This window comes from Rubrivivax sp. JA1026 (genome assembly GCF_011065555.1).
Taxonomy (GTDB): Bacteria; Pseudomonadota; Gammaproteobacteria; order Burkholderiales; family Burkholderiaceae_C; genus Rubrivivax; species Rubrivivax benzoatilyticus.
The window spans coordinates 114073-136668 of the sequence record NZ_JAALCQ010000004.1; the positions used below are offsets into that span (position 1 = coordinate 114073).

A 22596-nucleotide genomic window follows, 5' to 3' on the forward strand; every position below is an offset into this window, starting at 1 on the left:
GACGATGAGCGACACCGCCCTGGACCCGCTGGAGACCCGCGACCCCGCCGAACGCGAGGCGGCGCTGATGGCGGCACTGCCGGCCCAGGTGGCCGCGGCGCTGTGCACGCCGGCCTTCGCGGCGCGGCTGCAGGGCGTCGAGCCGGCCGCGGTGACCAGCCGTGCCGCGCTGGCCGCGCTGCCGGTGACGCGCAAGCACGAGCTGCTCGAACGCCAGGCTGCCGAACGTGCCGCCGGCGGCGACCCCTTCGGTGGCTTCGCGGCGATCGGCTGGCGCGGCATCGGCGCGGTGCGTGTCGCCCGCCGTGTCTTCCAGTCGCCGGGGCCGATCTACGAGCCCGAGGGTGCGGCCGCCGACTACTGGCGCTTCGGGCGTGCGCTGCGCGCCGCCGGCTTCACGGCCGGCGACCTGGTGCACAACAGCTTCAGCTACCACCTGACGCCGGCCGGCTCGATGATGGAAGGCGGCGCGCTGGCGCTGGGCTGCGCGGTCTTCCCCGGTGGCGTCGGCAACACCGAGCTGCAGCTGCAGGCGCTGGCCGAGCTGCGCGCCGACGCCTACGCCGGCACGCCCAGCTTTCTGCGCATCCTGCTGGAGAAGGCCGACATCGCCGGCCTGCGCCTGCCGGCGCTGCGCAAGGCCGCAGTCAGCGGCGAGGCCTTCCCGCCGGCGCTGCGCGACGCCTTCCGCGCCCGCGGCATCGAGGCCTACCAGAGTTACGCGACGGCCGACCTGGGCCTCGTCGCCTACGAGACCGAAGCGCGCGAAGGCCTGGTGCTCGACGAGTCGGTGATCGTCGAGATCGTGCGCCCCGGCACCGGCGAGCCGCTGCCCGACGGCGAGGTCGGCGAGGTCGTCGTCACGGTGCTGAACCCGGACTACCCGCTGATCCGTTTCGGCACCGGCGACCTGTCGGCGATCCTGCCGGGCGCCTGCCCGACCGGCCGCAGCAACGCACGCATGCGCGGCTGGCTCGGCCGCGCCGACCAGACGGCCAAGGTGCGCGGCATGTTCGTGCACCCGGCGCAGGTCGCCGAGGTGCTGCGCCGGCATCCGGAGCTGGGCCGCGCGCGCCTGGTCGTCGAAGGCGAGATGGCCGACGACCGCATGACGCTGATGGTCGAGTGCACGCGCCGGCCCGAGGGCCTGGCGGCGTCGATCGCGCAGACGGTGCGCGACGTGACCAAGCTGCGCGCCGAGGTCGAGCTCTGCGACCCGGGCCAGCTGCCCAACGACGGCAAGGTCATCGACGACCTGCGCCGCGTCGGCTGAGGCCGGGCCTCAGGCCACCAGCTTGGCCTGGCGCGCCAGGCGCTCCCAGCGCTTGAGGTCCAGGCGGATCGCGCCGGCCCACTCGATCGGCGTCATCGTCACCGGCGTGGCGCCCATCTGCAGCAGCTGGGCCTTGAACTCGCCGCTGTCGAGCAGGCGGTTGACGGTAGCGTTCAGGCGCTCGACGGTCGCGCGCGGCGTGCCGGCGGGGGCAACCGCGCCGTACCAGACCGGGGCGTCGAAGTTCGACAGCCCGGCCTCGGCCAGCGTCGGCACGTCGGGCAGCGCGAAAGAGCGTTTGGCCGTCGACACCGCCAGCGCCCTCACCTTGCCGGCGCGGATCTGGGCCAGCGCCGACGGGATGGTCTCGAACGCGAGCTCGATGTCGCCGTTGGCCAGCCCGGCCATCATCGCGTTGCCGCCGGGGAACGCGACGCCATCGAGCTTGATGCCGGCGCGGATGCGGAACAGCTCGGCCGTGGCCTGCTGGGTCGAGCCGGCGCCGACCGAACCGTAGCGCAGCCGGTCCGGCCCCGCGGCGGCGGCCGAAATCAGCTCGCGCACCGAGCCGACGCGCGAGCGCGCCGCGACCACCAGCACCGAGGGCACCGCGGCCATCGCGGCGACGGGCTCGAAAGCGGTGGCGAAGTCGTAGCCCAGCCCGGTCTGCACGTACTGCGCGACGAGGTGGTGCGAGGAGGCCAGCATCAGCGTCGAGCCGTCGGGCTCGGCCTTGGCGACCGCGGCTGCGGCGGTGGTTCCCCCGGCCCCCGGGCGGTTCTCGACGACCAGCGGCAGGCCCAGCGCCGGGGCCAGGCGCTCGGCCAGCGCACGGCCCATCGCGTCGCTGGAGCCGCCGGACGGGAAGCCGATGACGAAACGCAGCGGCCGCGCCGGCTGCGCGAAGGCCGGAGGCAGGGCCAGCGAGGCGGCGGCAGCGAGCAGGGAACGACGCGTGAGCGGGAGGTTCATCGGCGGCAAGGTGTCGTCATGGGTGAAAACCCGCAGGATTCTGCGGTGCCCGCCCGGTCCGCGCCGCGACGAACGGCGGCAGAGCGGCCATCCGTCACGCTCTCGGCCGGCGCGGCGGCCCGATGCTGCTGACAGGCGTCAAGTGCAGCGCGGGCGCGGGTTTGCCGCTACGTATTTCCCGACGTGGCGGGCCGTTTGCGCGCCCTAGGATTCGCGCATCCCGGACCTTGACCACCACTGAAGGAGACAGACATCTTGAAGAAGACGCTGCTGGCCCTGGCCGCCACCCTGGTTGCCGCCACCGCATCGGCCGCCTATCCCGAGAAGCCGATCACCGTCGTCGTGCCGTTCGCAGCCGGCGGCCCCACCGACAAGGTCGCGCGCGACCTGGCCGAAGCGCTGCGCAAGCAGCTGAACAACACGACCATCGTCATCGAGAACGTCGGGGGTGCCGGCGGCACGCTGGGCGCGGCCAAGGTCGCCAAGGCGACGCCGGACGGCTACACGCTGCTGGTGCACCACATCGGCATGGCGACCTCGCCGGCGCTGTACCGCAACCTGCCGTACAAGACGCTGGACGACTTCGAGTACGTCGGCCTCATCAACGAGGTGCCGATGACGGTGATCGGCCGCCCGGACCTGCCGGCCAACAACTTCGCCGAGCTGCGCAAGTGGCTCGAGGCGAACAAGGGCCGCATCAACCTCGCCAACGCCGGCCTCGGCGCCGCCTCGCACCTGTGCGGCGTGCTGTTCCAGCAGAGCCTGGCCATCGACATGACGACCGTGCCGTACAAGGGCACCGCACCGGCGATGACCGACCTGCTCGGCGGCCAAGTCGACATCATGTGCGACCAGACGACGAACACCACCGGCCAGATCGAGAGCGGCAAGGTCAAGGCCTACGCCGTGACGACGACCAAGCGCCTGACGGCGCCGGCGCTGGCCAAGCTGCCGACGCTGGACGAGTCGGGCGTCAAGGGCTTCAACGTGACGATCTGGCACGGTGTCTACGCGCCGCGCGGCACGCCCAAGCCGGTGCTCGACACGCTGAACGCCGCGCTGCGCAAGGCGCTGAAGGACGCCGACTTCATCAAGCGCGAGGAAGCGCTGGGTGCGGTCGTCGTCACCGACAGCCGCGTCGGCCCGGCCGAACACAAGAAGTTCGTCGAGGCCGAGATCAACAAGTGGGGCCCGATCATCAAGGCCGCCGGACAGTACGCTGACTGAGGACGTGTGACCGTGCCTGCTCACGGTCACACGCTGCAGTCAGGGTCCGAGCTCTGCGAGGACGCGGCCTGCAAGGCTGACTGAGCCCGGACGTGCGACGCCGGAAGGCGTTGCACGCCAGGCGAAGGCCCGAGCGCGATTTCACGCGCGAGGGCTGAGGACGTGTGAACGTGCCCGCGCACGGTCACACGCTGCAGTCAGGAGCAGCCCGGAGGCAGCCCGGGGTCAGGTCTCGCAAGACCTGACCCCGTCTTTCCCTCGCGCGACGTTCTGGCAGCCCGGGGTCAGGTCTCACGAGACCTGACCCCGTCTTTCCATCGTCCTCAGCCGGACGCCAACGAGGTCAGGCGATCCGCATCGGGATCGTCACCGGCCCGTCGTTGACGAGATGCACCTGCATGTCGGCGCCGAAGACCCCGGCAGCCACCGTCGGATGGCGCTCGCGCGCCAGGCGCAGCACATCCTCGTAGAGCGCACGGCCGAGTTCGGCCGGCGCGGCGCCGGTGAAGCTCGGGCGGTTGCCGCCCGAGGTGTCGGCCGCCAGCGTGAACTGCGAGACGATCAGCAGCCCGCCGCCGACGTCCTGCACGCTGCGGTTCATGCGTCCGGCCTCGTCGCTGAAGATGCGCAGCTTCAACAGCTTGTCGACCAGCCTGGCGGCCTGCGCCGGCGTGTCCGACGGCTCGGCGCAGACCAGCACCAGCAGGCCCTGCGCGATCTGGCCGACGACACGGCCTTCGACCTCGACACGCGCGCCAGCGGCGCGCTGGATCAGCGCCATCATGGGTTCGGGTCCTCCTCGCCCGGCAGCGCGATCGCCTCGGCGTCGACGGGCAGCAACTGAATGCTCGCGCGCAGCCCGGGCACCGCGGCCATCAGCGCCGCCTCGACCTCGGTGCGCACCTGGGCGGCATGGGACAGCGTCCAGCCGCCGGGCACGTGCAGGTGCAGGTCGACGAAACGCCGCTGCCCGGCACGGCGCGTGACCACGTGATCGAAGCGGATCGGCTGCCCGGCGAACGCCGCCAGCGCGGCGTCGACCTTGGCGATGACCTCGGGCTCCAGCGCCTGGTCCATCAGGCCGCTGGCCGAGCGCCAGATCAGCGAGGCGCCCTCGCGCAGGATGTTCAGCGCCACCAGGATCGCGAGCACCGGGTCCAGCCACAGCCAGCCGCTGAAGTGCACCAGCACCAGCCCGCCGACGACGCCGGCCGAGGTCCAGACGTCGGTGAACAGGTGGCGGGCATCGCCTTCGAGCGCCATCGAGCCGACGGCGCGCGCCTTGCGCAGCATCGACCAGGCGAGCGCGCCGTTGAGCACCGAGCTGATCACCGACAGCGCCAGGCCGAAGCCCAGCTGCTCCAGCGGCTGCGGGTTCAGCAGGCGCTCGACCGCGGCCCAGACGATGGCCAGCGCGGCGACGAAGATCAGCACGCCCTCGAAGCCGCTGGAGAAGTACTCGGCCTTGTGGTGGCCGTAGGGATGCTCCTCGTCGGCCGGGCGCGCGGCGATCGTCACCATCGCCAGCGCGAAGGTGGCGCCGGCCAGGTTGACCAGCGACTCCATCGCGTCGGACAGCAGGCTGACGCTGCCGCTGACCCACCAGGCGCCGGTCTTCAGCGCGATCGTCGCGATGGCGACCGCGACCGAGATCTTCAGGTAGCTGCTGACCTGCATCGCGGGGCGGACGCAGCGGACGCGGCGGGCGGGGCGCTCAGGCGCCCAGCGTCACGCGCGCGAACTTGCGCTTGCCGACCTGCACGACGTAGGTGCCGGCCGCCAGCTTCAGCGCCTTGTCGGAGACGACACCGCCGTCGACACGCACGCCGCCCTGTTCGACCATGCGCATCGCCTCGCTGGTCGACGGCACCAGGCCGGCCTGCTTCAGCAGCGCGGCGATGCCCAGCGGCGCGCCGGACAGCGAGCACTCGGGGATCTCGTCGGGCACGCCGCCGGCGGCGCGGCGCTGGAAGTCCTCGTGCGCGGCCTCGGCCGCGGCGGCGCTGTGGAAGCGCGTCGTGATCTCCTTGGCGAGCATTACCTTCGCGTCCTTCGGGTTGCGCCCGCCCTCGACCTCGCGCTTGAGCGCCGCGATCTCGTCCTCGCTGCGGAAGGACAGCAGCGTGTACCAGCGCCACATCAGCTCGTCGCTGATCGACAGGATCTTGGCGAACATGGCGTTCGCCGGCTCGGTGATGCCGACGTAGTTGCCCTTGCTCTTGGACATCTTCTCGACGCCGTCCAGGCCTTCGAGCAGCGGCATCGTCAGGATGCACTGCGGCTCCTGGCCGTACTCGGCCTGCAGCGCGCGGCCGACGAGCAGGTTGAACTTCTGGTCAGTGCCGCCGAGTTCGAGGTCGCTCTTCAGCGCCACCGAGTCGTAGCCCTGCATCAGCGGGTAGAGGAACTCGTGCACGCTGATCGGCGTGTTCGACTCGAAGCGCTTCTTGAAGTCGTCGCGCTCCATCATGCGTGCCACCGTGTAGCGCGCCGCCAGCTGGATCATGCCGCGAGCGCCGAGCGCGTCACTCCACTCGCTGTTGTAGCGGATCTCGGTGCGCGCCGGGTCCAGCACCAGGCTGGCCTGCTTGTAGTAGGTCTGGGCGTTGGCCTCGATCTGCTCGCGCGTCAGCGGCGGGCGCGTCGAATTGCGGCCCGAGGGGTCGCCGATCATCGACGTGAAGTCGCCGATCAGGAAGATCACCGTGTGCCCCAGGTCCTGGAGCTGGCGCATCTTGTTGAGCACGACGGTGTGGCCGATGTGGATGTCGGGAGCCGTCGGGTCCAGCCCGAGCTTGATGCGCAGCGGCGTTCCGGTGGCCTCGGCACGGGCCAGCTTCTTCAGCCAGTCGGCTTCGGGGAGCAGTTCGTCACAGCCGCGGCGGGAGATGCGCATCGCCTCCATGACGCGGTCTGTGATCGGCGTCAACGGGGCGGCAGAGGAGTCGGACATGGCAGGTTTTTTGATGCGGGCGGCCCCCTTGCTCGTGGGGGGCTTGGCTATACTCGCGCGGCCCGTTGTAGGACTGGGCGAAAGATTCTAGAGGACGACACGACGCCGACCCCGAAGCAGGGGCCTACAACGAGACCGGATCGACACGTTGGGACCGAGCATCTCCCCGGAGCGCCTCATCAGCCAGGCGCAGGCGTTCGCAGGACGCCACCGCCGCAGCATCATCGCCTCGGTCGTCGTCGCGCTCGGCGGCTTCGGCATCACCGCTTTCGGCATCGCGCCGCTGGCTCCCGACGCTTCGCTGCTGCCGCAGCGGCTGGTCACCGAGGACGTCGTCCCCGAGGACATCGCCAGCCAGGCCGCAGCGCTGGCCGATCTCTCGCTCCAGCTCGACCGCCACGAGATCACGCGCGGCACCGACACGCCGCAGAGCCTGCTGGCGCGCCTGGGCGTCACCGACGAGGCCGCCGCACGCTTCCTGCGCAACGACCCCTCGGCGCGACGCATCGTCGGCGGTCGCGGCGGCAAGATGGTGCGCGCCCGCGTGTCCGAGCTGGGTGAACTCGACGAACTCGTCGTGCGCTACCCGGCCGAGAACGCCGAGCAGGCACGCACCCACTTCACCCGCCTGACCGTCAAGCGCGACGGCAAGGGCTTCGTCAGCAGCACCGAGACGGCGCCGCTGGCGGTGCAGGTGCGTCTGGGCAGCGGCACGATCCAGAGCTCGCTGTTCGCCGCCACCGACGCCGCGATGCTGCCCGACGCGGTCGCGATCCAGATCGCCGACATCTTCTCCGGCGAGATCGACTTCCACCGCGAGCTGCGCAAGGGCGACACCTTCAGCGTCGTCTACGAGGCGGTCACCGCCGACGGCGAGGTCGTGCCCTGGAACGAAGGCGTCGGCCGCGTGCTGGCCGCCGAGTTCATCAACCGCGGCCAGACCTTCCAGGCCGTCTGGTTCAACCCCGGCACCCGCGGCGGCTATTACGACCTCGACGGCCGCAGCCTGCGCCGCAGCTTCCTCGCCAGCCCGATGGAGTTCTCGCGCGTGACCTCCGGCTTCGCGATGCGCCTGCACCCGATCCAGAAGACCTGGCGCGCGCACAAGGGCGTGGACTACGGCGCCCCGACCGGCACGCCGGTGCGCACCGTGGCCGACGGCCTCGTCGACTTCGCCGGGCGCCAGAACGGCTACGGCAACGTCATCCAGATCCAGCACGGCGGCGGCAAGGCCACGCTGTACGCCCACCTGAGCCGCATCGACGTCAAGAAGGGCCAGCGCGTCGAGCAGGGCCAGCGCATCGGTGCCGTCGGCGCCACCGGCTGGGCCACCGGCCCGCACCTGCACTTCGAGTTCAAGATCAACGGCGCCCAGCACGACCCGCTGCGCATCGCCCGCAGCGCCGAGCAGGTGACGCTGGACGCCGCCGCCCGCGCGCGCCTGGCCCAGGTCGCGCAGGGCCTGCGCGTGCAACTGCAGCTCGCCGAAGCGCGCTCGGGCCGCCCGAGCTTCGAATAAACCAGCCAGGGCGCCCACGGTGGCGATCGAGCTGGGGCTGATGTCGGGCACGTCGCTCGACGGCATCGACGCCGTCGCCGTCGACTTCGACGGCCCGGCGCCTCGTGTGCTCGGCCACCTGCACCAGCCTTTCGCACCGGCGCTGCGCGCCGAGCTGCTGGCGCTGAACAGCCCCGGCGCCGACGAACTCCATCGCGCCGCGCTGGCCGCCAACGCGCTGGCACGGGCCTACGCCGGCGCCGTGGCCACGCTGCTCGACACGCAAGCCATCGCGCCGAGCTCGGTTCGAGCCCTCGGCGCCCACGGCCAGACGGTGCGCCACCGGCCACGCGAGTTCGACGGCACCGGCTACACGCTGCAGCTGCTCAACGGCGCGCTGCTCGCCGAGCTGAGCGGCATCGACGTCGTCTGCGACTTCCGCAGCCGCGACGTCGCCGCGGGCGGCGAAGGCGCGCCGCTGGTGCCGGCCTTCCATGCCGAGGTCTTCGCGTCGCCGGGCGAACACGTCGCGGTGCTCAATCTCGGCGGCATCGCCAACCTGACGCTGCTGCCGGCTGACGGTGCGGTGTCGGGCTTCGACTGCGGGCCAGGCAACGCGCTGCTCGACCTCTGGATCCAGTGCCACCTGGGCCGGCCTTACGACGACGGCGGCGCCTGGGCATCCGGCGGCCGCGTCGACACGGCACTGCTGGCGGCGCTGCTGACCGACCCGTTCTTCATGCGCCTGCCGCCCAAGAGCACCGGCCGCGACCTGTTCAACGAGCCCTGGCTGGCGGCGATGCCGCTGGTTGGCGTCGCGCCACAGGACGTGATGGCGACACTGGCCGAGCTGACGGCGCGTGGCGCCGCCGATGCCGTGGCCCGCCACGCGCCGGCGACGGCACGCCTCGTGGTCTGCGGCGGCGGCGCCTTCAACGGCCATCTGATGTCGCGGCTGGTGGCGCTGCTGCCGGGCGCACGGGTGATGTCCAGCGCCGAACTCGGCGTGCCGCCCGATCAGGTCGAGGCCATCGCCTTCGCCTGGCTGGCGCGCGCCCACCTCGAACGGCGCGCCAGCAACCGCGTCGCCGTCACCGGCGCGCGCGGCGAGCGTGTGCTCGGCGCGTTCTACCCCGCCTGAAACGACAACGGCACGCGGGCGGGTGCCGGCGTGCCGTGTCAGAGAGCGCAGGCCGAACGGCCGCGCGGGGATTCAGACCGAGAACGAGGACCCGCAGCCGCAGGTCGTGGTGGCGTTCGGATTGCGGATCACGAACTGGGCACCCTGGAGGTCGTCCTTGTAGTCGATCTCGGCGCCGACGAGGTACTGCAGGCTCATCGCGTCGATCAGCAGCGTGACGCCGTTCTTCGTCATCTGCGTGTCGTCCTCGTTGACTTCCTCGTCGAAGGTGAAGCCGTACTGGAAGCCGGAGCAGCCGCCGCCCTGCACGAAGACGCGCAGCTTCAGGTCCGGGTTGCCTTCCTCGTCGACGAGCTCCTTCACCTTGGCGGCAGCGCTGTCGGTGAAGATCAGCGGCGCGGGCATTTCCTCGGTGGCGGGGGTGGCCAGATCGGCGATCGCGTTCATGAGTTCTCCAGTTCGGGCGTGACGGCACGCCGCCGGCGACCCGCCGGCTTCGACATTGTGGCGCCGCGCCATCGCAGGCCGGAGCGCCAGGAAACGACGACCGCGACGGCATCGCGGTCTTTCGCCGCCCACCGCGGACGGCAAAACGCCGCGCCGGCCGGTGAGGCCGCGCGGCGTCGTGCAACAACAGGGGAGCCGGACGAGCCGGCCCTCCCGATCAGCGCTTGCTGAACTGCTTGCGACGGCGGGCGCCGTGCAGGCCGACCTTCTTGCGCTCGACTTCGCGCGCGTCACGCGTCACGAAGCCGGCACGGCTCAGGTCGGGCTTGAGCGCCGCGTCGTAGTCGATCAGCGCACGGGTGATGCCGTGGCGCACCGCGCCGGCCTGGCCGGATTCACCGCCGCCGTGCACGTTGACCTGGATGTCGAAGGCCGCGTCATTGGCCGTCAGCAGCAGCGGCTGCTTGACGATCATGATCGACGTCTGACGACCGAAGTAGGCTTCGATCGGCTTGCCGTTGATGACGATCTGGCCGGTGCCCTTCTTGATGAAGACGCGGGCCACCGAGCTCTTGCGGCGGCCGGTGCCGTAGTTCCATTGTCCGATCATCGCAGTCCTCAGATCGCCAGCGGCTTGGGTTGCTGGGCGGTGTGCGGGTGCGTGTCACCGGCGTACACCTTCAGCTTCTTGATCATCGCGTAGCCCAGCGGGCCCTTCGGCAGCATGCCCTTGACGGCCTTCTCCAGCGCGCGGCCGGGGTGCTTGGCCTGCATGTCCTTGAAGGCGGTGGCGTAGATGCCGCCCGGAAAGCCCGAGTGACGGTAGTAGATCTTGTCGGTGGCCTTGGTGCCGGTGACGCGGATCTTGTCGGCGTTGACGACGATGATGAAGTCACCGGTGTCGACGTGAGGCGTGTAGATGGCCTTGTGCTTGCCGCGCAAACGGAGTGCCACTTCGCTGGCGACACGTCCGAGCACCTTATCGGTGGCGTCAATCACGTACCACTCGTGCTTCACCTCGGCCGGCTTGGCGCTGAAGGTCTTCATGAGGGGGTCTTCACAATGAGCGCGCCACCGGACGGCGACACGCGTGGGATCGGCTTGAACTTCCCGCCTCCCCTCGGCACCGCTTGTCAGGGGCGGCCTCTCGGGGCTGGCCGCGGCACCACGGGGGCGCCCGACCTGGACGTGCTTTTCCCAGCCGAAATCGGGAAAGCCCGCGAGTATACACGGTTCAGCGACGCCAACTATCGCCGGTTAGAACGGCAAATTGGGGAGATGGGTCCAGGGTTAACCCTAGGTCTTCCGGTAGGATGCGGGCACCCGAGCCGACCCGGCCTGATGCCGGTCGAGCCCAAGCCCAAGGGGCGGCGGACTCCGCATCGCCCCTGGAAGTGCCCAGAAGCAGTCGTTGGGGGCCCCGATGAAGACCGATTCCGAAATGCCCGGGCCTGCGCCCGACGCCGCTGCGCAGCAGTGGGTGCCGATCCGCAAGCTCGCCGACCGCCACCGGCCGCGCGTGCTGCAGCACCTGCTGGGGCTCGAGGGCCGGGACCGCTACCTGCGTTTCGGCTACGCGGCGGGCGATCACCAGATCGAGCAGTACGTCGCCCGGCTGGACTTCGAGCGTGACGAGCTCTTCGGCGTCTTCAACCGCCGCCTCGAACTGGTCGCGGTCGCCCACCTCGCCCACCTGGGCGACAGCGACCGGCCCGGTGCCGAAGCGGAGTTCGGCGTCTCGGTCTCGGCGCGCGCCCGCGGGCGCGGCTGGGGCTCGCGCCTGTTCGCGCTGTGCACCGTGCACGCCCGCAACCGCGGCGTCTACACGCTGCTGATCCACGCGCTGGCCGAGAACTCCGCAATGCTGCGCATCGCCCGCAACGCCGGCGCCGAGGTCGGCTTCGACGGCCCGGACGCGGTCGCCCGCGTCTACCTGCCGCCGCAGGACATCGCCTCGCACGTCGAAGCGATGGTCGAGCAGCAGGTCGCCGACCTCGACTACGGCCTCAAGCGCCACGCCCGGCGCTTCGACCGCTGGCTGAACCTGTGGGGCAGCGTCGGCACGCTCCCCGACCTCGGGGACGCGAACGTGTCGCATGCCGCGCGCCGGGGGGGGCGGTGCGACCGCGGGCCGACGCCCCCGGTTTAACATCGACCACGCATCGGCCGCGGTCCGGCGGTGCCTCCCGAGATGCCGCCCGCCCTGCCCTGGATCCTCAGCTCGATCGCCTTCGCCCTGCTCGGGGGCGCGGCGGCGCTGTGGTTCATCCGGCGGCGCAGCGGCGCCGAACCCGAGCCTTCACCCGACGGGCTGTTCGCCGCCCGGCCGGTCTTCGACGCCGTCGAGCGCCGCGTGCACCGCGAACTGCGCGCGGCCCTGCCCGACCAGCTGGTGCTGGCACGCGTGCCGCTGCGCCGCTTCTGCCGCCCGCTGGAGCCGCAGCACGCGCGCCCCTTCATGGCGCGCATGGCACCGCTGGACGTGGCTTTCCTGATCTGCAGCGGTAGCGGGCGCGTGCTCGCCGCGATCGACCTCGAGCGCAGCGAGGACCCGGCGGTGCTCGAGCAGCGCCGCTTCAAGGCCGAGCTGCTGGGCGCCTGCCGCGTGCGCTACCTGCGCTGCCTGCCCGAGGCGATGCCGGATGCCGAGGAGCTCAGGCGCCTCGTCGACGCCGGCGCGCCGGCGCGCGACCGCGGCACGCCCGAACGCCCGCCGATCCCGCCGCGCAGGCGCGAGCACCACGTCTGGATCGAGACCGCGCCGGCGCCGCTGGCCGAGACCTCGTGGGTCGGCGAGCCCCCCGCCGCACCGGCGCCACCGGCCACGCCGCCGGCGCCACCCTGGGTCACGCCGAGCCGCCGCTCGACGGATCACCGCGCGCGCGACGTCCGCGGCCTGCCCTCCCGCCGGCACTGAGGCCGATGTCCGCACCCGGTTACGCCGATCTGACACCGCAGCAGGTGCTCGACGCGCTCGACGCGGTGGGGCTGCGCGGCGACGGCCGCATCCTGCAGCTCAACTCCTACGAGAACCGCGTCTTCCAGCTGTTCCTGGAGGACGGCAGCGCGGTCGTCGCCAAGTTCTACCGCCCCGGGCGCTGGAGCGATGCGCAGATCCTCGAGGAGCATGCCTTCGCGCTCGAGCTCGCCGCCGCCGAGGTGCCGGTGGTGCCGCCGCTGGTGCTGGCAGCGGCCGAAGACGGCACGGCGCTGGCCGGCACGCCGCCGACGCTGGCGCTTCGCGGTGCGCACCGCTGGTCGGTGTCGGCACGCTGCGCCGGGCGTGAACCCGAGCTCGACGATCCCGAGACGCTGCGCCGCATCGGCCGGTTCATCGGCCGGCTGCACGCCGTCGGCCGGCGCCGCCCGTTCGAGCACCGCCACCGGCTCGACGCGCGCCGCGACGGCCGCCGTGCGCTGGCCGTGCTGCTCGAAGGCGGTTTCGTGCCCGCCGACCAGCGCCCGGCCTGGTTGTCCAGCTGCGAACAGGCGCTGGCCGCGGTCGAGGCCGCGTTCGACGCCGCGCAGCCGCTGGCCACGCTGCGCCTGCACGGCGATTGCCACCCCGGCAACGTGCTCTGGCGCGACGGTGCGCCGCACGTCGTCGACCTCGACGACGCGATGCAGGGCCCGGCGGTGCAGGATCTGTGGATGCTGGTCTCGGGCGACCGCTCGACGATCGCCCGCCAGCTCGACCTGCTGCTCTCCGGCTACGAGGAGTTCAGCGAGTTCGACGACCGCGAACGCGCGCTGATCGAGCCGCTGCGCACGCTGCGCATGGTGCGCCACGCAGCCTGGCTGGCCGAACGCTGGGGCGACCCCAGCTTCCCGATCAACTTCCCGTATTTCGGAACGTCGGCCTACTGGTCGCAGCAGACGACGCAGCTGCGCGAGCAGCTCGAGGCGATGGCCTGACGCGCCCGCGGCGCGCGGCCGCGGGCGTCGCGGCCACCGCTCAGGGCGGCGGCAGCACGGTGTAGACCGGCACGCCGCCCGAGGGCTGCGGGTAGGTCGCGAGGATGTCGTAGCTGGCGAGCGTGCCGCCGGACTCGGTGATGACGGCGCGGTAGCGGACCGTCGTCGCCGTCGTCGACTGCACGCTGACGGTGATCGTGCGGGTGCCGACGGAGACGGCCGCGCTGCTGCCGGCCACGGGCCGCCCGTCCACACGCTGCCAGTTGGCGAAGCCGACGTCGACGTAGGCCCCGGCCTGCGCCGGGTGCTCCAGCCGCACCGTGCCGGCGGAGATGACGGCCGCGCCGCCGGAGCTGCCGACCTCGAGCGCGGTGTAGCGCACGCCGTCGGCCGTCAGCTGCAGGCCGTTGCTCGACTGCTGCAGCCGCGCCGAGAAGTCGATCGGCCCGTACGCGACGTCGCCGACGCTGCCTTGCAGGCCGTCGAAGGTGATGCGCAGGGAGTCGCCGACGCGGAAGCCGACCAGGAAATCGAACGAGGTCTCGAAGTCGATGCGCAGGCCGCCGTCGAGGGTGACGGCCTCGGCACCGCTGCCGAAGGCGATGCTGCGGAAGTCGAGCGCCAGGTAACGACCGGCCGCGACCTGGTCAGCCGCCAGGTCGAAGTCGCTGCTGACGGCGATCGTGCCGGCGCAGGGCATGACCTCGAAGACGTCGTAGCAGGTCGCCGTCCCGGAGTCCTGGGCCTGCACCGTGCCCGCGGCCTTGGCGCCGGCCCGGCCGGACACCGTGGCACCGTCGCCCAGCAGGAAGTCAAGGCCGAGCAGCGAAGCCTGGGCGTCGATCGCCCGGTCGGCAGCCGCCACTGCCGAGCGCACGCCGCCGATGGCGCCGTCCGAAGTCACGTCGATCGTGGCTGCCGCGGTGGGCGGCGCTTCGACACCGTCACCGTAGCTCGTGCCGCCACCGCCACCACCGCCGCAGGCCGCCAGCGCAGCCGTCACCAACGTCGTCCCCACGAAGCGCCAACCACGACCGGCTGGTCGCGACGGGCGTCCGATGATCTCGTTCAACATCAAGGCCTCCTGCCGGGGCACCCCCGGACGATTCCGCCGGATTCGTGCCTCGCACCATTCCGACGGGCAGGATGCTAGGCCCGCGGCGGCGGGCCTTCACCCCCCGGACAGGCAGTGTTGCCGCCGCGCCAACGCCGGGCGCGGCGCGGACGCGAACTCAGCCGACCAGCATGCGGTTGACGCGCTGCACGTAGGCCGCCGGGTCTTCCAGCTGCCCGCCTTCGGCCAGCAGCGCCTGGTCGAACAGGATCTGCGCGAGGTCGTCGAAGCGCGCGTCGCCGTCCAGCCGCTTGACCAGAGGATGCTCGGCGTTGACTTCCAGGATCGGCAGCGACTTCGGCGCGCTCTGGCCGGCCTGCTTCAGCAGCCGCGCCAGATGCGAGCTCATGTCGCCTTCGTCGGCGACGATGCAGGCCGGCGAGTCGACGAGTCGCGTCGTCGTGCGCACGTCCTTGGCACGCGCCTTCAGCGTCTCCTTCAGGCGCTCGAGCACCGGCTTGAAGGCCTCGGCGGTCTGCTCGGCGGCCTTCTTCTCCTCCTCGTCCTGCAGCTTGCCCAGGTCGACGCCGCCCTTGGCGACGCTCTGCAGCGGCTTGCCGTCGAACTCGTAGAGGTGCGAGAGCATCCACTCGTCGACGCGGTCGGTCAGCAGCAGGACCTCGATGCCCTTCTTGCGGAAGATCTCCAGCTGCGGGCTGCTCTTGGCCGCGGCCAGCGTGTCGGCGGTGATGTAGTAGATCGCCTCCTGGCCTTCCTTCATGCGCGCCACGTAGTCGGCGAAACCGACGCCCGAGTCGGCCTGCGTCGACGCGAAGCGCAGCAGCTTGGCCAGGCGCTCCTGGTTGGCGTGGTCCTCGCCGATGCCTTCCTTCAGCACGGCGCCGAACTGCTGCCAGAACTCGGCGTACTTGTCCTTCTGGTTCTCGGCCACGTCCTCCAGCATCGCCAGCACGCGCTTGGTGCTGCCTTCGCGGATCGCCTTCACGTCGCGGCTTTCCTGCAGCAGCTCGCGGCTGACGTTCAGCGGCAGGTCGGCCGAGTCGATCACGCCCTTGACGAAGCGCAGGTACACCGGCATCAGCGCCTCGGCGTCGTCCATGATGAAGACGCGCTTGACGTAGAGCTTCACGCCGCCGCGCTTGTCGCGGTTCCACAGGTCGAACGGCGCCTTGGCCGGCACGTACAGCAGCTGCGTGTACTCGGTGCGGCCCTCGACGCGGTTGTGCGTGTAGGCCAGCGGCGCCTCGCTGTCGTAGGAGATCTGCTTGTAGAACTCCTGGTACTCGGCGTCGGTGACGTCGCTCTTGGAGCGCGCCCACAGCGCGGCGGCCTTGTTGACGGCCTCCCACTCGTCGGTGGTGACCTGCTCCTTCTTCTCGTCGTCCCAGCGCTGCTTGGGCATCAGCACCGGCAGCGAGATGTGGTCGCTGTACTTGCTGATGATGCTGCGCAGCTTCCACGCCGCGAGGAACTCGTCCTCGCCGTCGCGCAGGTGCAGGATGACGTCGGTGCCGCGCTCGGGGCGGTGGATGGTCTCGACCTCGAACTCGCCGGTGCCTTCGCTGGACCAGCGCACGCCCTGCTCGGCCGGCAGGCCGGCGCGGCGGGTCTCGACGGTGATGCGGTCGGCGACGATGAAGCCCGAGTAGAAGCCGACGCCGAACTGGCCGATCAGGTTGGCGTCCTTCTTCTGCTCGCCTTCGAGCGCGGCCATGAACTCGCGCGTGCCGCTCTTGGCGATCGTGCCCAGGTGCTGCACGGCCTCGTCGGCGCTCATGCCGATGCCGTTGTCGTGGATGGTGATCGTCTTCTTCTCGGCATCGAAGCTGACGCGGATCTCCAGGTCGGGGTCGTCCTCGTACAGCTCGGCCTTGTCCAGCGCCTCGAAGCGCAGCTTGTCGCAGGCGTCCGACGCGTTGGACACGAGCTCGCGAAGGAAGATCTCCTTGTTCGAGTACAGCGAATGCGTCACGAGGTGCAGGATCTGCTTGACCTCGGCCTGGAACGACAGGGTTTGCTTGTCCATGGTGTTGGCGGCGAGTAGTGGCTCCGCCCGGCGAAACCGGGCACGGCGATGCACAGTGGGGGCGCCGCGGCGCCCTTCAAGAGGGGCGGGATTGTCGCCTGTGCGCCCGCGGGGGCGCCGTGCGGCGCATCAGGCCGCCAGCCAGGCGCCCAGCGCGGCGTTGACGGCCGCCGGCGACTCCAGCGGCGCCATGTGGCCGCAGCGGCCGATGACGACGTGCGAAGCGCCGGGGATGCGCCGGCGCATCTCGGCGTGGGTCTCGGGCGGCGTCAGGCGGTCGTCGCTGCCGGTCAGCAGCAGCGTCGTGCAGCGCAGTTGCGGCAGCAGCGGCGAATGGTCGGGGCGTGCCAGCAAGGCCTCGATCTGGGCCTCGAAGACGGCCGGCGTGCGCCGCGCGAACATCTCGACGACGGTGTCGACGACCGGGCCGGGGCGGCGGCTCTCGTGCACCGCGCCCTGCACCCAGTCCAGCGCCATCGCACGCATGCCGTCGCGGCGCGCCAGCTCCAGGAAACGCAGACGTGCGGCGCGTTCGGCGGCACCGGCCTCGCCCTCCGGCAGCGGCAGGCAGCCGGTGTTCAGCAGCGCCAGGCGTTGCACGCGTTCGGGCGCACGATGGCAGATCTCCAGCGCCACGCGCCCGCCCATCGAATGCCCGGCGATGGCCAGCGGCCCAGGCGGCGCGGCGGCGAGCGCGGCTTCGGCCATCGCGGCGATCGAACGGGACTCGCCGTACTCGGCGACAGTGCAGGACGCCGGCAAGTCGCGGCTCTGCGGGCGCCAGAGATCGGCGTCGCACAGCAGGCCGGGCAGCAGCAGCAGGGACGGCTTCATCCGGGGCTCCTCCATCGACGTGCCAGTCATTCTGGCGCGCCGCGCGGCGGTGCGGATTGAGCCAGCGACAGAGGCCCGTCGTTCAGGCGGCCTGCGTGGACCCCGCTTCCGCGACACCCGCATGGCGGGCCAGCGCCGTGTCGAAGACCTCGCGCGCGCAGTCGTGGCAGCAGCCGCAGGAGGAGGCGACACGCAGATCGTCCTGCAGCACGTCGAAGCAGCGCGTGCCGGTCTGCACGGCGGCGGCGATGTCGCGGTCCGAGACGCGGTGGCAGAGGCAGACGATCATGGGCGCGACTCCTGTCGGAATGCGCCGGATCGTAAGCTAAATGCGAATCCGTCTCAATAGACAAGCTCGCAGCAGGGACTCCAGGCGACTCAGGACGCCTCGCCCATCTGCGACTGCAGGTAGTTCGGCTCGCCAACCTTGCCGACCAGCTCGAGCTGGGTCTCGAGGTGGTCGATGTGTTCCTCGGTGGCCTCGAGGATGTCCTCGAGCAGTTCGCGGCTGACGTAGTCGCGCACCGACTCGCAGTGCGCGATGGCCTCCTTCAACTGTGCCTGCGAGGCGAGCTCGAGCTTCAGGTCGCATTCGAGAACCTCGACCACGGTCTCGCCGATCAGCAGCTTGCCCAGGTCCTGCAGGTTGGGCAGGCCCTCGAGCACGAGGATGCGGTCGACGATCTTGTCGGCGTGCTTCATCTCCTCGATCGACTCTTCGTACTCGTGTTTCGCCATGCGCGCGAAGCCCCAGTTCTTCAGCATGCGGTAGTGCAGGAAGTACTGGTTGATCGCGGTGAGCTCGTTCTTGAGCTGGCGGTTCAGGTGCTCGAGTACGACGGTATCGCCCTTCATGGCCGTGGCTCCATCCGGTGGGGGGGTCGGCGCATTGTGCGGCGGGCGCCGATTTCGTGCTCAGGCCAGCAGCGCCGCCGCCAGCACCAGCATCGTCGCGCCGATCGCCAGGTCCAGCACCTGCCAGGCCCGCGGCCGCGCGAACACCGGCGCCAGCCAGCGTGCGCCGTAGCCCAGCCCCGAGAACCACAGCGCGCTGGCCGAGGCCGCGCCGAGCACGAAAGCCGGCCGCGCGGCCGCCGCCTGCTGCGCGCCGATCGAGCCGACCAGCAGCACGGTGTCCAGGTAGACATGGGGGTTGAGCAGCGTGAACGCCGCCACCTGCGCCAGCGCCTGGCGGCGCGTCAGGCCACCGGCGCCGGCCGCCGCCAGTGCGCCGGGCCGACGGGCACGCCACAGCGCGCGCAGGCCGTAGGCGGCGAGGAAGGCCGCGCCGCCCCAGGTCAGCAGCGTCGTCAGCACCGGCGCGGCGCCGATGACGCCGCCCAGCCCGGCGACGCCGGCGGCGATCAGCAGCGCGTCCATCGCGGCACAGAACAGCACGATCGGCCCGACATGCTCGCGGCGCAGCCCCTGGCGCAGCACGAAGGCGTTCTGCGCGCCGATCGCGACGATCAGCGCCAGGCTGAGGGAAAAGCCGGTGATCCAGGCGGAAGTCATGGCGACAGCATGCCCGCCAACGCCAAAAGCGATGCTAAAACCTCCTGCATCGTCATTAGCGATGCTTCATCTCATGCTCGACTACGCCCTGCTCGACGCCCTGGCCGCCGTCGTGCGCGAAGGCAGCTTCGAACGCGCCGCGCGAACGCTGCACGTCACCGCGTCGGCGGTGTCGCAGCGTGTGCGCCTGCTCGAGGAGCGCCTGGGCCAGGTGCTGGTCGTGCGCGGCCAGCCCTGCAGCGCCACCACCGCCGGCCGGCTGCTGTGCCGCCATGCGGAGCAGGTGGCGCTGCTCGAAGGCGCGCTGCGCGCCGAGCTGCCGGCGCTGCAGCACGACGCCGGCTGGGCCACGCTGCCGGTGGCCGTCAACGCCGACAGTCTGGCGACCTGGTTCGTCGGCGCTGCGGCGGCGTTCGCGCAGGCCGAACCGCGTGTGCTGCTGGACCTGGGCGTCGACGACCAGGACCACACCGCCGAACGCCTGCACGCCGGCGAGGTGCTGGCCGCCGTCAGCGCCGACGAACACGCCGCACCGGGCTGCCGCCGCGTGCCGCTGGGACGGCTGCGCTACGTCGCCACCGCCAGCCCGGCCTACGTCGCACGCCACTTCGCCGCCGGCGTCGACGCCACCGCACTGGCGCGTGCGCCGGCGCTGGTCTTCGACCGCAAGGACCGGCTGCAGCAGCGCTGGGCGCAGCGCGCCGCCGGCCACGCGGTGGAGATGCCGCGGCACTGGCTGCCGTCGAGCCAGGGTTTCGTCGACGCGACGCTGGCCGGCCTGGGCTGGGGCCTGAACCCGGAGCCGCTGGTGCGGCCGCTGCTGGCGGCCGGCACGCTGGTCGAACTGGTGCCCGACAGCGCGCTGGACGTGCCGCTGGCCTGGCAGCACACGCGCATCGCGCTGCCGGCGCTGCAGCGGCTGACCGACTGCGTCGTCGAGGCCGCACGCGGCACGCTGGAGCCCTGACGCCGACGCCACGTTACGCTTGCGCAAGATCAACCCGCCCACCGCGACCGTGCAGGGCGCACGAGCGCGGGATCAGGCGCTGGCCTATCCTCGACGGTTGACCCAGACGACGAAAGCTCCATCGTGGACCGCCATATCCTCAGCTCGCTCTTCGCGCCGAAATCGATCGTCGTCTTCGCCGGCGACCCCGACAGCGACGAGGCCCCGACGCCGCTGGCGCGCACGCTGCGCCGGGCGCTGATCGACGGCGGCTACACCGGCCCGGTCACCTGGCTGGACATCTCGATGACCGGCACGCTGGCCGACCTGGCGGCCTCGCGCGCCGACCTGGCGCTGATCGCGCTGCCGCCCGAGCAGATCCCGGCGGCGCTGGAGATCGTCGGCCGCATCCGCTGCCGCGCCGCGCTGATCGTCTCCAGCGGCCTGCCGCTGGAGGCCTGCAGCGAACTGCACCAGGTGGCCAAGCGCTACGGCGTGCACCTGCTGGGCCCCAACAGCATGGGCTTCCAGCGCCCGTCGCTGAAGCTCAACGCCAGCGCGCTGGGCCCGCTGGCCGCGCCCGGGCCGCTGGGCCTGATCTCGCAGTCGGGCGCGCTGACCGCGTCGATCCTCGACTGGGCGCGCCACAACGGCATCGGCTTCTCCAACGTCATCTCGCTGGGCCCCAACACCGCCGTCGACCTGCCGCAGGCGCTGGACTTCCTGGCCAACGACGGCCAGACGCAGAGCATCCTGGTCTACATGGAAGGCATCCGCCACGCGCGCCGCTTCATGAGCGCGCTGCGTGCCGCGGCCTATGCCAAGCCGGTGGTCGTGATGAAGGCCGGGCGCAAGCCGGCCGGCTCGCACGCCGCGCTGACGCACTCGGCCTCGATCGTCGGCGCCGACGACGTCTTCGACGCCGCGCTGCGCCGCGCCGGCGTCGTGCGCGTGCGCACCTTCGTGCAGCTGTTCTCGGCCGCCAAGTGCCTGGCCTCGCGCTTCCGCCCGGTCGGCAAGCGCCTGGCGATCATCACCAACGGCGGCGGCCCCGGCGTGCTGGCCGCCGACTGGGCCGACGAGATCGGCCTCGAAGTCGCCGGTGTCGCCGACCTCGGCGAGGACGCCGACGGCGCCCGCTACCGCGAGGCGCTGCAGCAGGCACTGGCCGACCGCGGCGCCGACGGCATCCTGCTGATCTACTCGCCCAAGGCCGGCGAGGACCCGCTGGCCATCGCCCAGGCGATCGGCGAGGCGTACTCGCCTTCGGGCAAGCCGGTGCTGTCGTGCTGGATGGGCGACACCGTCGTGCGCCCGGCGCGCGAGTACCTGGCCTCGCGGCTGATCCCGACCTTCCGCACGCCGGAAGCCGCGGTCGACGCCTTCCACAGCATCGCCAGCTTCTACCGCAACCAGCAGTTGCTGCAGCAGACGCCGGCCTCGCTGTCGCACCTGGCCGACCCCGACACCGAAGGCGCGCGCCTGCTGATCGAGGGCGTGCTGACCGAGCGCCGCCGCGTGCTCACCGAGATGGAGAGCAAGGCGCTGCTGGCGGCCTTCCACATCCCGGTGACGCGCACGATGCTCGCGCGCACGCCCAACGAGGCGATGCTGATCGCCAGCCAGCTCGGCTACCCGGTGGCGCTGAAGATCGATTCGCCCGACATCTCGCACAAGAGCGACGTCAAGGGCGTGGCGCTGGACGTTCACAGCGCGGCCCAGGTGCGTGACCGCTTCAACGACATGATGGAAGCGGTGCGCCGGGCGATGCCCAGCGCGCGCATCAACGGCATCACGGTGCAGCCGATGGCCGGGCGCAACTCGCGCGGCAAGACGCGCGAGGTCTACGTCGGCCTGACCACCGACGACCCGTTCGGCCCGGTCATCACCTTCGGCGCCGGCGGCACGATGATCGAGCTGATCGCCGACCGCGCGATGGAGCTGCCGCCGCTGAACCAGTTCCTGGCCCACCGGCTGATCGAGCGCGCGCGCGTCGCCGAGTCGCTCGGCGAGTGGCGCGGCGCGCTGCCGGCGGACATCCAGGCGCTCGAGCAGGTGCTGCTGCGCGTCTCGGAGATGGTCTGCGAGCTGCCGCAGCTGCGCGAGATGGACATCAACCCGATCATCGTCGACGAGAACGGCGCGGTCGCGGTCGATGCACGCATCGTCATCGACCACTCCGCGGCCTCGCCGCACAGCTACAACCACCTGGCGATCCTGCCCTACCCGTCGAGCCAGGAGCGCGAGTGGCCGATGAAGGGCGGCGGGCTGTACACGATCCGCCCGATCCGCCCCGACGACGCCGACATGCTGCAGTCCTTCGTGCGCGGGCTGTCCGAGGAGAGCCGCTACTTCCGCTTCGCCAGCACGATGCCCGAGCTGCCGGCGCGCATGCTGGCGCGCTACACGCTGATCGACTACGACCGCGAGATGGCGCTGGTGGCCGTGCTGCGCGAGCGCCACGTCGCCGAGGACGGCAGCTTCCACGAGAGCGAACGCATCATCGGCGTGTCGCGCTACATCACCAACCCCGACCAGACGAGCTGCGAGTTCTCGCTCGCGGTGGCCGACGAGTTCAAGGGCCAGGGGCTGGGCTCGCGGCTGATGCTGTCGATCATCGACTTCGCGCGTGCCAAGGGGCTGGCCGAGATCGAGGGCCTGATCCTGGCGAACAACGCCAACATGCTGCGCCTGATGAAGAGCCTGGGCTTCACGATCTCGCCGTTCCCCGAGGACCCGGACTTCAAGCTCGCGGCCAAGACGCTGTAGCGCCC

General features: G+C 71.4%; 22 protein-coding genes. 9 read left to right on the forward strand and 13 right to left on the reverse strand.

Features of this window, described 5'->3' with window-relative positions:
* Positions 1-4: 4 nt before the first annotated feature.
* A complete protein-coding gene (locus G5B56_RS08830) occupies positions 5-1273 on the forward strand; it encodes a phenylacetate--CoA ligase family protein (protein WP_164962949.1) in 1269 nt (422 codons plus the stop codon).
* A 9-nt stretch (positions 1274-1282) separates the two neighbouring features.
* On the opposite strand, the gene G5B56_RS08835 is transcribed toward G5B56_RS08830, so the two are convergent.
* Positions 1283-2245, reverse strand: coding sequence for a tripartite tricarboxylate transporter substrate binding protein (locus G5B56_RS08835; RefSeq protein WP_164962950.1), 963 nt, complete (start codon positions 2243-2245; stop codon positions 1283-1285).
* Positions 2246-2500: 255 nt separating this feature from the next.
* On the opposite strand from G5B56_RS08835, the gene G5B56_RS08840 reads away from it, so the two are divergent.
* A complete protein-coding gene (locus G5B56_RS08840) occupies positions 2501-3472 on the forward strand; it encodes a tripartite tricarboxylate transporter substrate-binding protein (protein ID WP_009858089.1) in 972 nt (323 codons plus the stop codon).
* Positions 3473-3815: 343 nt separating this feature from the next.
* Here G5B56_RS08840 and dtd read toward each other — a convergent pair whose 3' ends face one another.
* From dtd to tyrS, 3 genes are read right to left on the reverse strand one after another with little or no spacing between them, the layout of a single operon-like run.
* Entirely contained in the window at positions 3816-4256 is a 441-nt protein-coding gene (gene dtd / locus G5B56_RS08845) for a D-aminoacyl-tRNA deacylase (RefSeq protein ID WP_164962951.1), read from the reverse strand.
* Entirely contained in the window at positions 4253-5149 is an 897-nt protein-coding gene (locus G5B56_RS08850; RefSeq protein WP_164962952.1) for a cation diffusion facilitator family transporter, read from the reverse strand. The genes dtd and G5B56_RS08850 overlap by 4 nt, the downstream gene beginning before the upstream one ends.
* Positions 5150-5186: 37 nt before the next feature.
* Positions 5187-6425 (reverse strand): tyrosine--tRNA ligase, encoded by a 1239-nt coding sequence (gene tyrS, locus G5B56_RS08855; RefSeq protein WP_029718725.1) that lies wholly within the window; start codon positions 6423-6425, stop codon positions 5187-5189.
* Between the two features lie 148 nt (positions 6426-6573).
* Here tyrS and G5B56_RS08860 point away from each other — a divergent pair, with 148 nt between their 5' ends.
* Positions 6574-7944, forward strand: coding sequence for a M23 family metallopeptidase (locus tag G5B56_RS08860; protein ID WP_009858093.1), 1371 nt, complete (start codon positions 6574-6576; stop codon positions 7942-7944).
* Between the two features lie 40 nt (positions 7945-7984).
* Positions 7985-9064 (forward strand): anhydro-N-acetylmuramic acid kinase, encoded by a 1080-nt coding sequence (locus G5B56_RS08865; protein ID WP_206026717.1) that lies wholly within the window; start codon positions 7985-7987, stop codon positions 9062-9064.
* A 72-nt stretch (positions 9065-9136) separates the two neighbouring features.
* Here the strand turns inward: G5B56_RS08865 and erpA are convergent, their stop codons facing one another.
* The 3 genes from erpA to rplM form a co-directional block, all read right to left on the reverse strand.
* On the reverse strand, positions 9137-9511 hold the full coding sequence (gene erpA, locus G5B56_RS08870; protein WP_009858095.1) for an iron-sulfur cluster insertion protein ErpA: 375 nt from the start codon (positions 9509-9511) through the stop codon (positions 9137-9139).
* A gap of 217 nt (positions 9512-9728) precedes the next feature.
* Entirely contained in the window at positions 9729-10121 is a 393-nt protein-coding gene (gene rpsI, locus G5B56_RS08875) for a 30S ribosomal protein S9 (RefSeq protein WP_009858096.1), read from the reverse strand.
* A gap of 8 nt (positions 10122-10129) precedes the next feature.
* A complete protein-coding gene (gene rplM, locus G5B56_RS08880; protein ID WP_009858097.1) occupies positions 10130-10558 on the reverse strand; it encodes a 50S ribosomal protein L13 in 429 nt (142 codons plus the stop codon).
* 376 nt (positions 10559-10934) lie between these two features.
* Between rplM and G5B56_RS08885 the strand changes: the two genes are divergently transcribed.
* From G5B56_RS08885 to G5B56_RS08895, 3 genes are read left to right on the forward strand one after another with little or no spacing between them, the layout of a single operon-like run.
* The gene (locus tag G5B56_RS08885; protein WP_029718724.1) at positions 10935-11660 is read left to right on the forward strand and encodes a GNAT family N-acetyltransferase; all 726 of its coding nucleotides are present in this window, start codon (positions 10935-10937) and stop codon (positions 11658-11660) included.
* 42 nt (positions 11661-11702) lie between these two features.
* Positions 11703-12428 (forward strand): DUF2726 domain-containing protein, encoded by a 726-nt coding sequence (locus G5B56_RS08890; protein WP_164962953.1) that lies wholly within the window; start codon positions 11703-11705, stop codon positions 12426-12428.
* 5 nt (positions 12429-12433) lie between these two features.
* Positions 12434-13426, forward strand: a complete 993-nt coding sequence (locus G5B56_RS08895) for a serine/threonine protein kinase (RefSeq protein ID WP_164962954.1) — start codon at positions 12434-12436, stop codon at positions 13424-13426.
* Between the two features lie 40 nt (positions 13427-13466).
* Here G5B56_RS08895 and G5B56_RS08900 read toward each other — a convergent pair whose 3' ends face one another.
* The 6 genes from G5B56_RS08900 to G5B56_RS08925 form a co-directional block, all read right to left on the reverse strand.
* Positions 13467-14429, reverse strand: coding sequence for a hypothetical protein (locus tag G5B56_RS08900; protein ID WP_164962955.1), 963 nt, complete (start codon positions 14427-14429; stop codon positions 13467-13469).
* Positions 14430-14658: 229 nt separating this feature from the next.
* On the reverse strand, positions 14659-16527 hold the full coding sequence (gene htpG, locus G5B56_RS08905) for a molecular chaperone HtpG (protein ID WP_009858101.1): 1869 nt from the start codon (positions 16525-16527) through the stop codon (positions 14659-14661).
* A gap of 129 nt (positions 16528-16656) precedes the next feature.
* On the reverse strand, positions 16657-17361 hold the full coding sequence (locus G5B56_RS08910) for an alpha/beta fold hydrolase (protein ID WP_164962956.1): 705 nt from the start codon (positions 17359-17361) through the stop codon (positions 16657-16659).
* A gap of 82 nt (positions 17362-17443) precedes the next feature.
* Entirely contained in the window at positions 17444-17650 is a 207-nt protein-coding gene (locus tag G5B56_RS08915; protein WP_009858103.1) for a bacterioferritin-associated ferredoxin, read from the reverse strand.
* Between the two features lie 89 nt (positions 17651-17739).
* The gene (gene bfr, locus G5B56_RS08920) at positions 17740-18216 is read right to left on the reverse strand and encodes a bacterioferritin (protein WP_009858104.1); all 477 of its coding nucleotides are present in this window, start codon (positions 18214-18216) and stop codon (positions 17740-17742) included.
* Between the two features lie 60 nt (positions 18217-18276).
* Entirely contained in the window at positions 18277-18876 is a 600-nt protein-coding gene (locus G5B56_RS08925) for a LysE/ArgO family amino acid transporter (protein ID WP_164962957.1), read from the reverse strand.
* Between the two features lie 73 nt (positions 18877-18949).
* Here G5B56_RS08925 and G5B56_RS08930 point away from each other — a divergent pair, with 73 nt between their 5' ends.
* Together G5B56_RS08930 and G5B56_RS08935 are read left to right on the forward strand one after the other, a co-directional pair.
* Positions 18950-19843: a LysR family transcriptional regulator ArgP gene (locus G5B56_RS08930; RefSeq protein ID WP_164962958.1), complete on the forward strand. Its 894-nt coding sequence runs from the start codon at positions 18950-18952 to the stop codon at positions 19841-19843.
* A gap of 123 nt (positions 19844-19966) precedes the next feature.
* Positions 19967-22591 carry a bifunctional acetate--CoA ligase family protein/GNAT family N-acetyltransferase gene (locus tag G5B56_RS08935; protein WP_009858107.1) on the forward strand — a complete coding sequence of 875 codons (2625 nt, stop codon included), beginning with the start codon at positions 19967-19969 and terminating at the stop codon, positions 22589-22591.
* Positions 22592-22596: the final 5 nt, after the last annotated feature.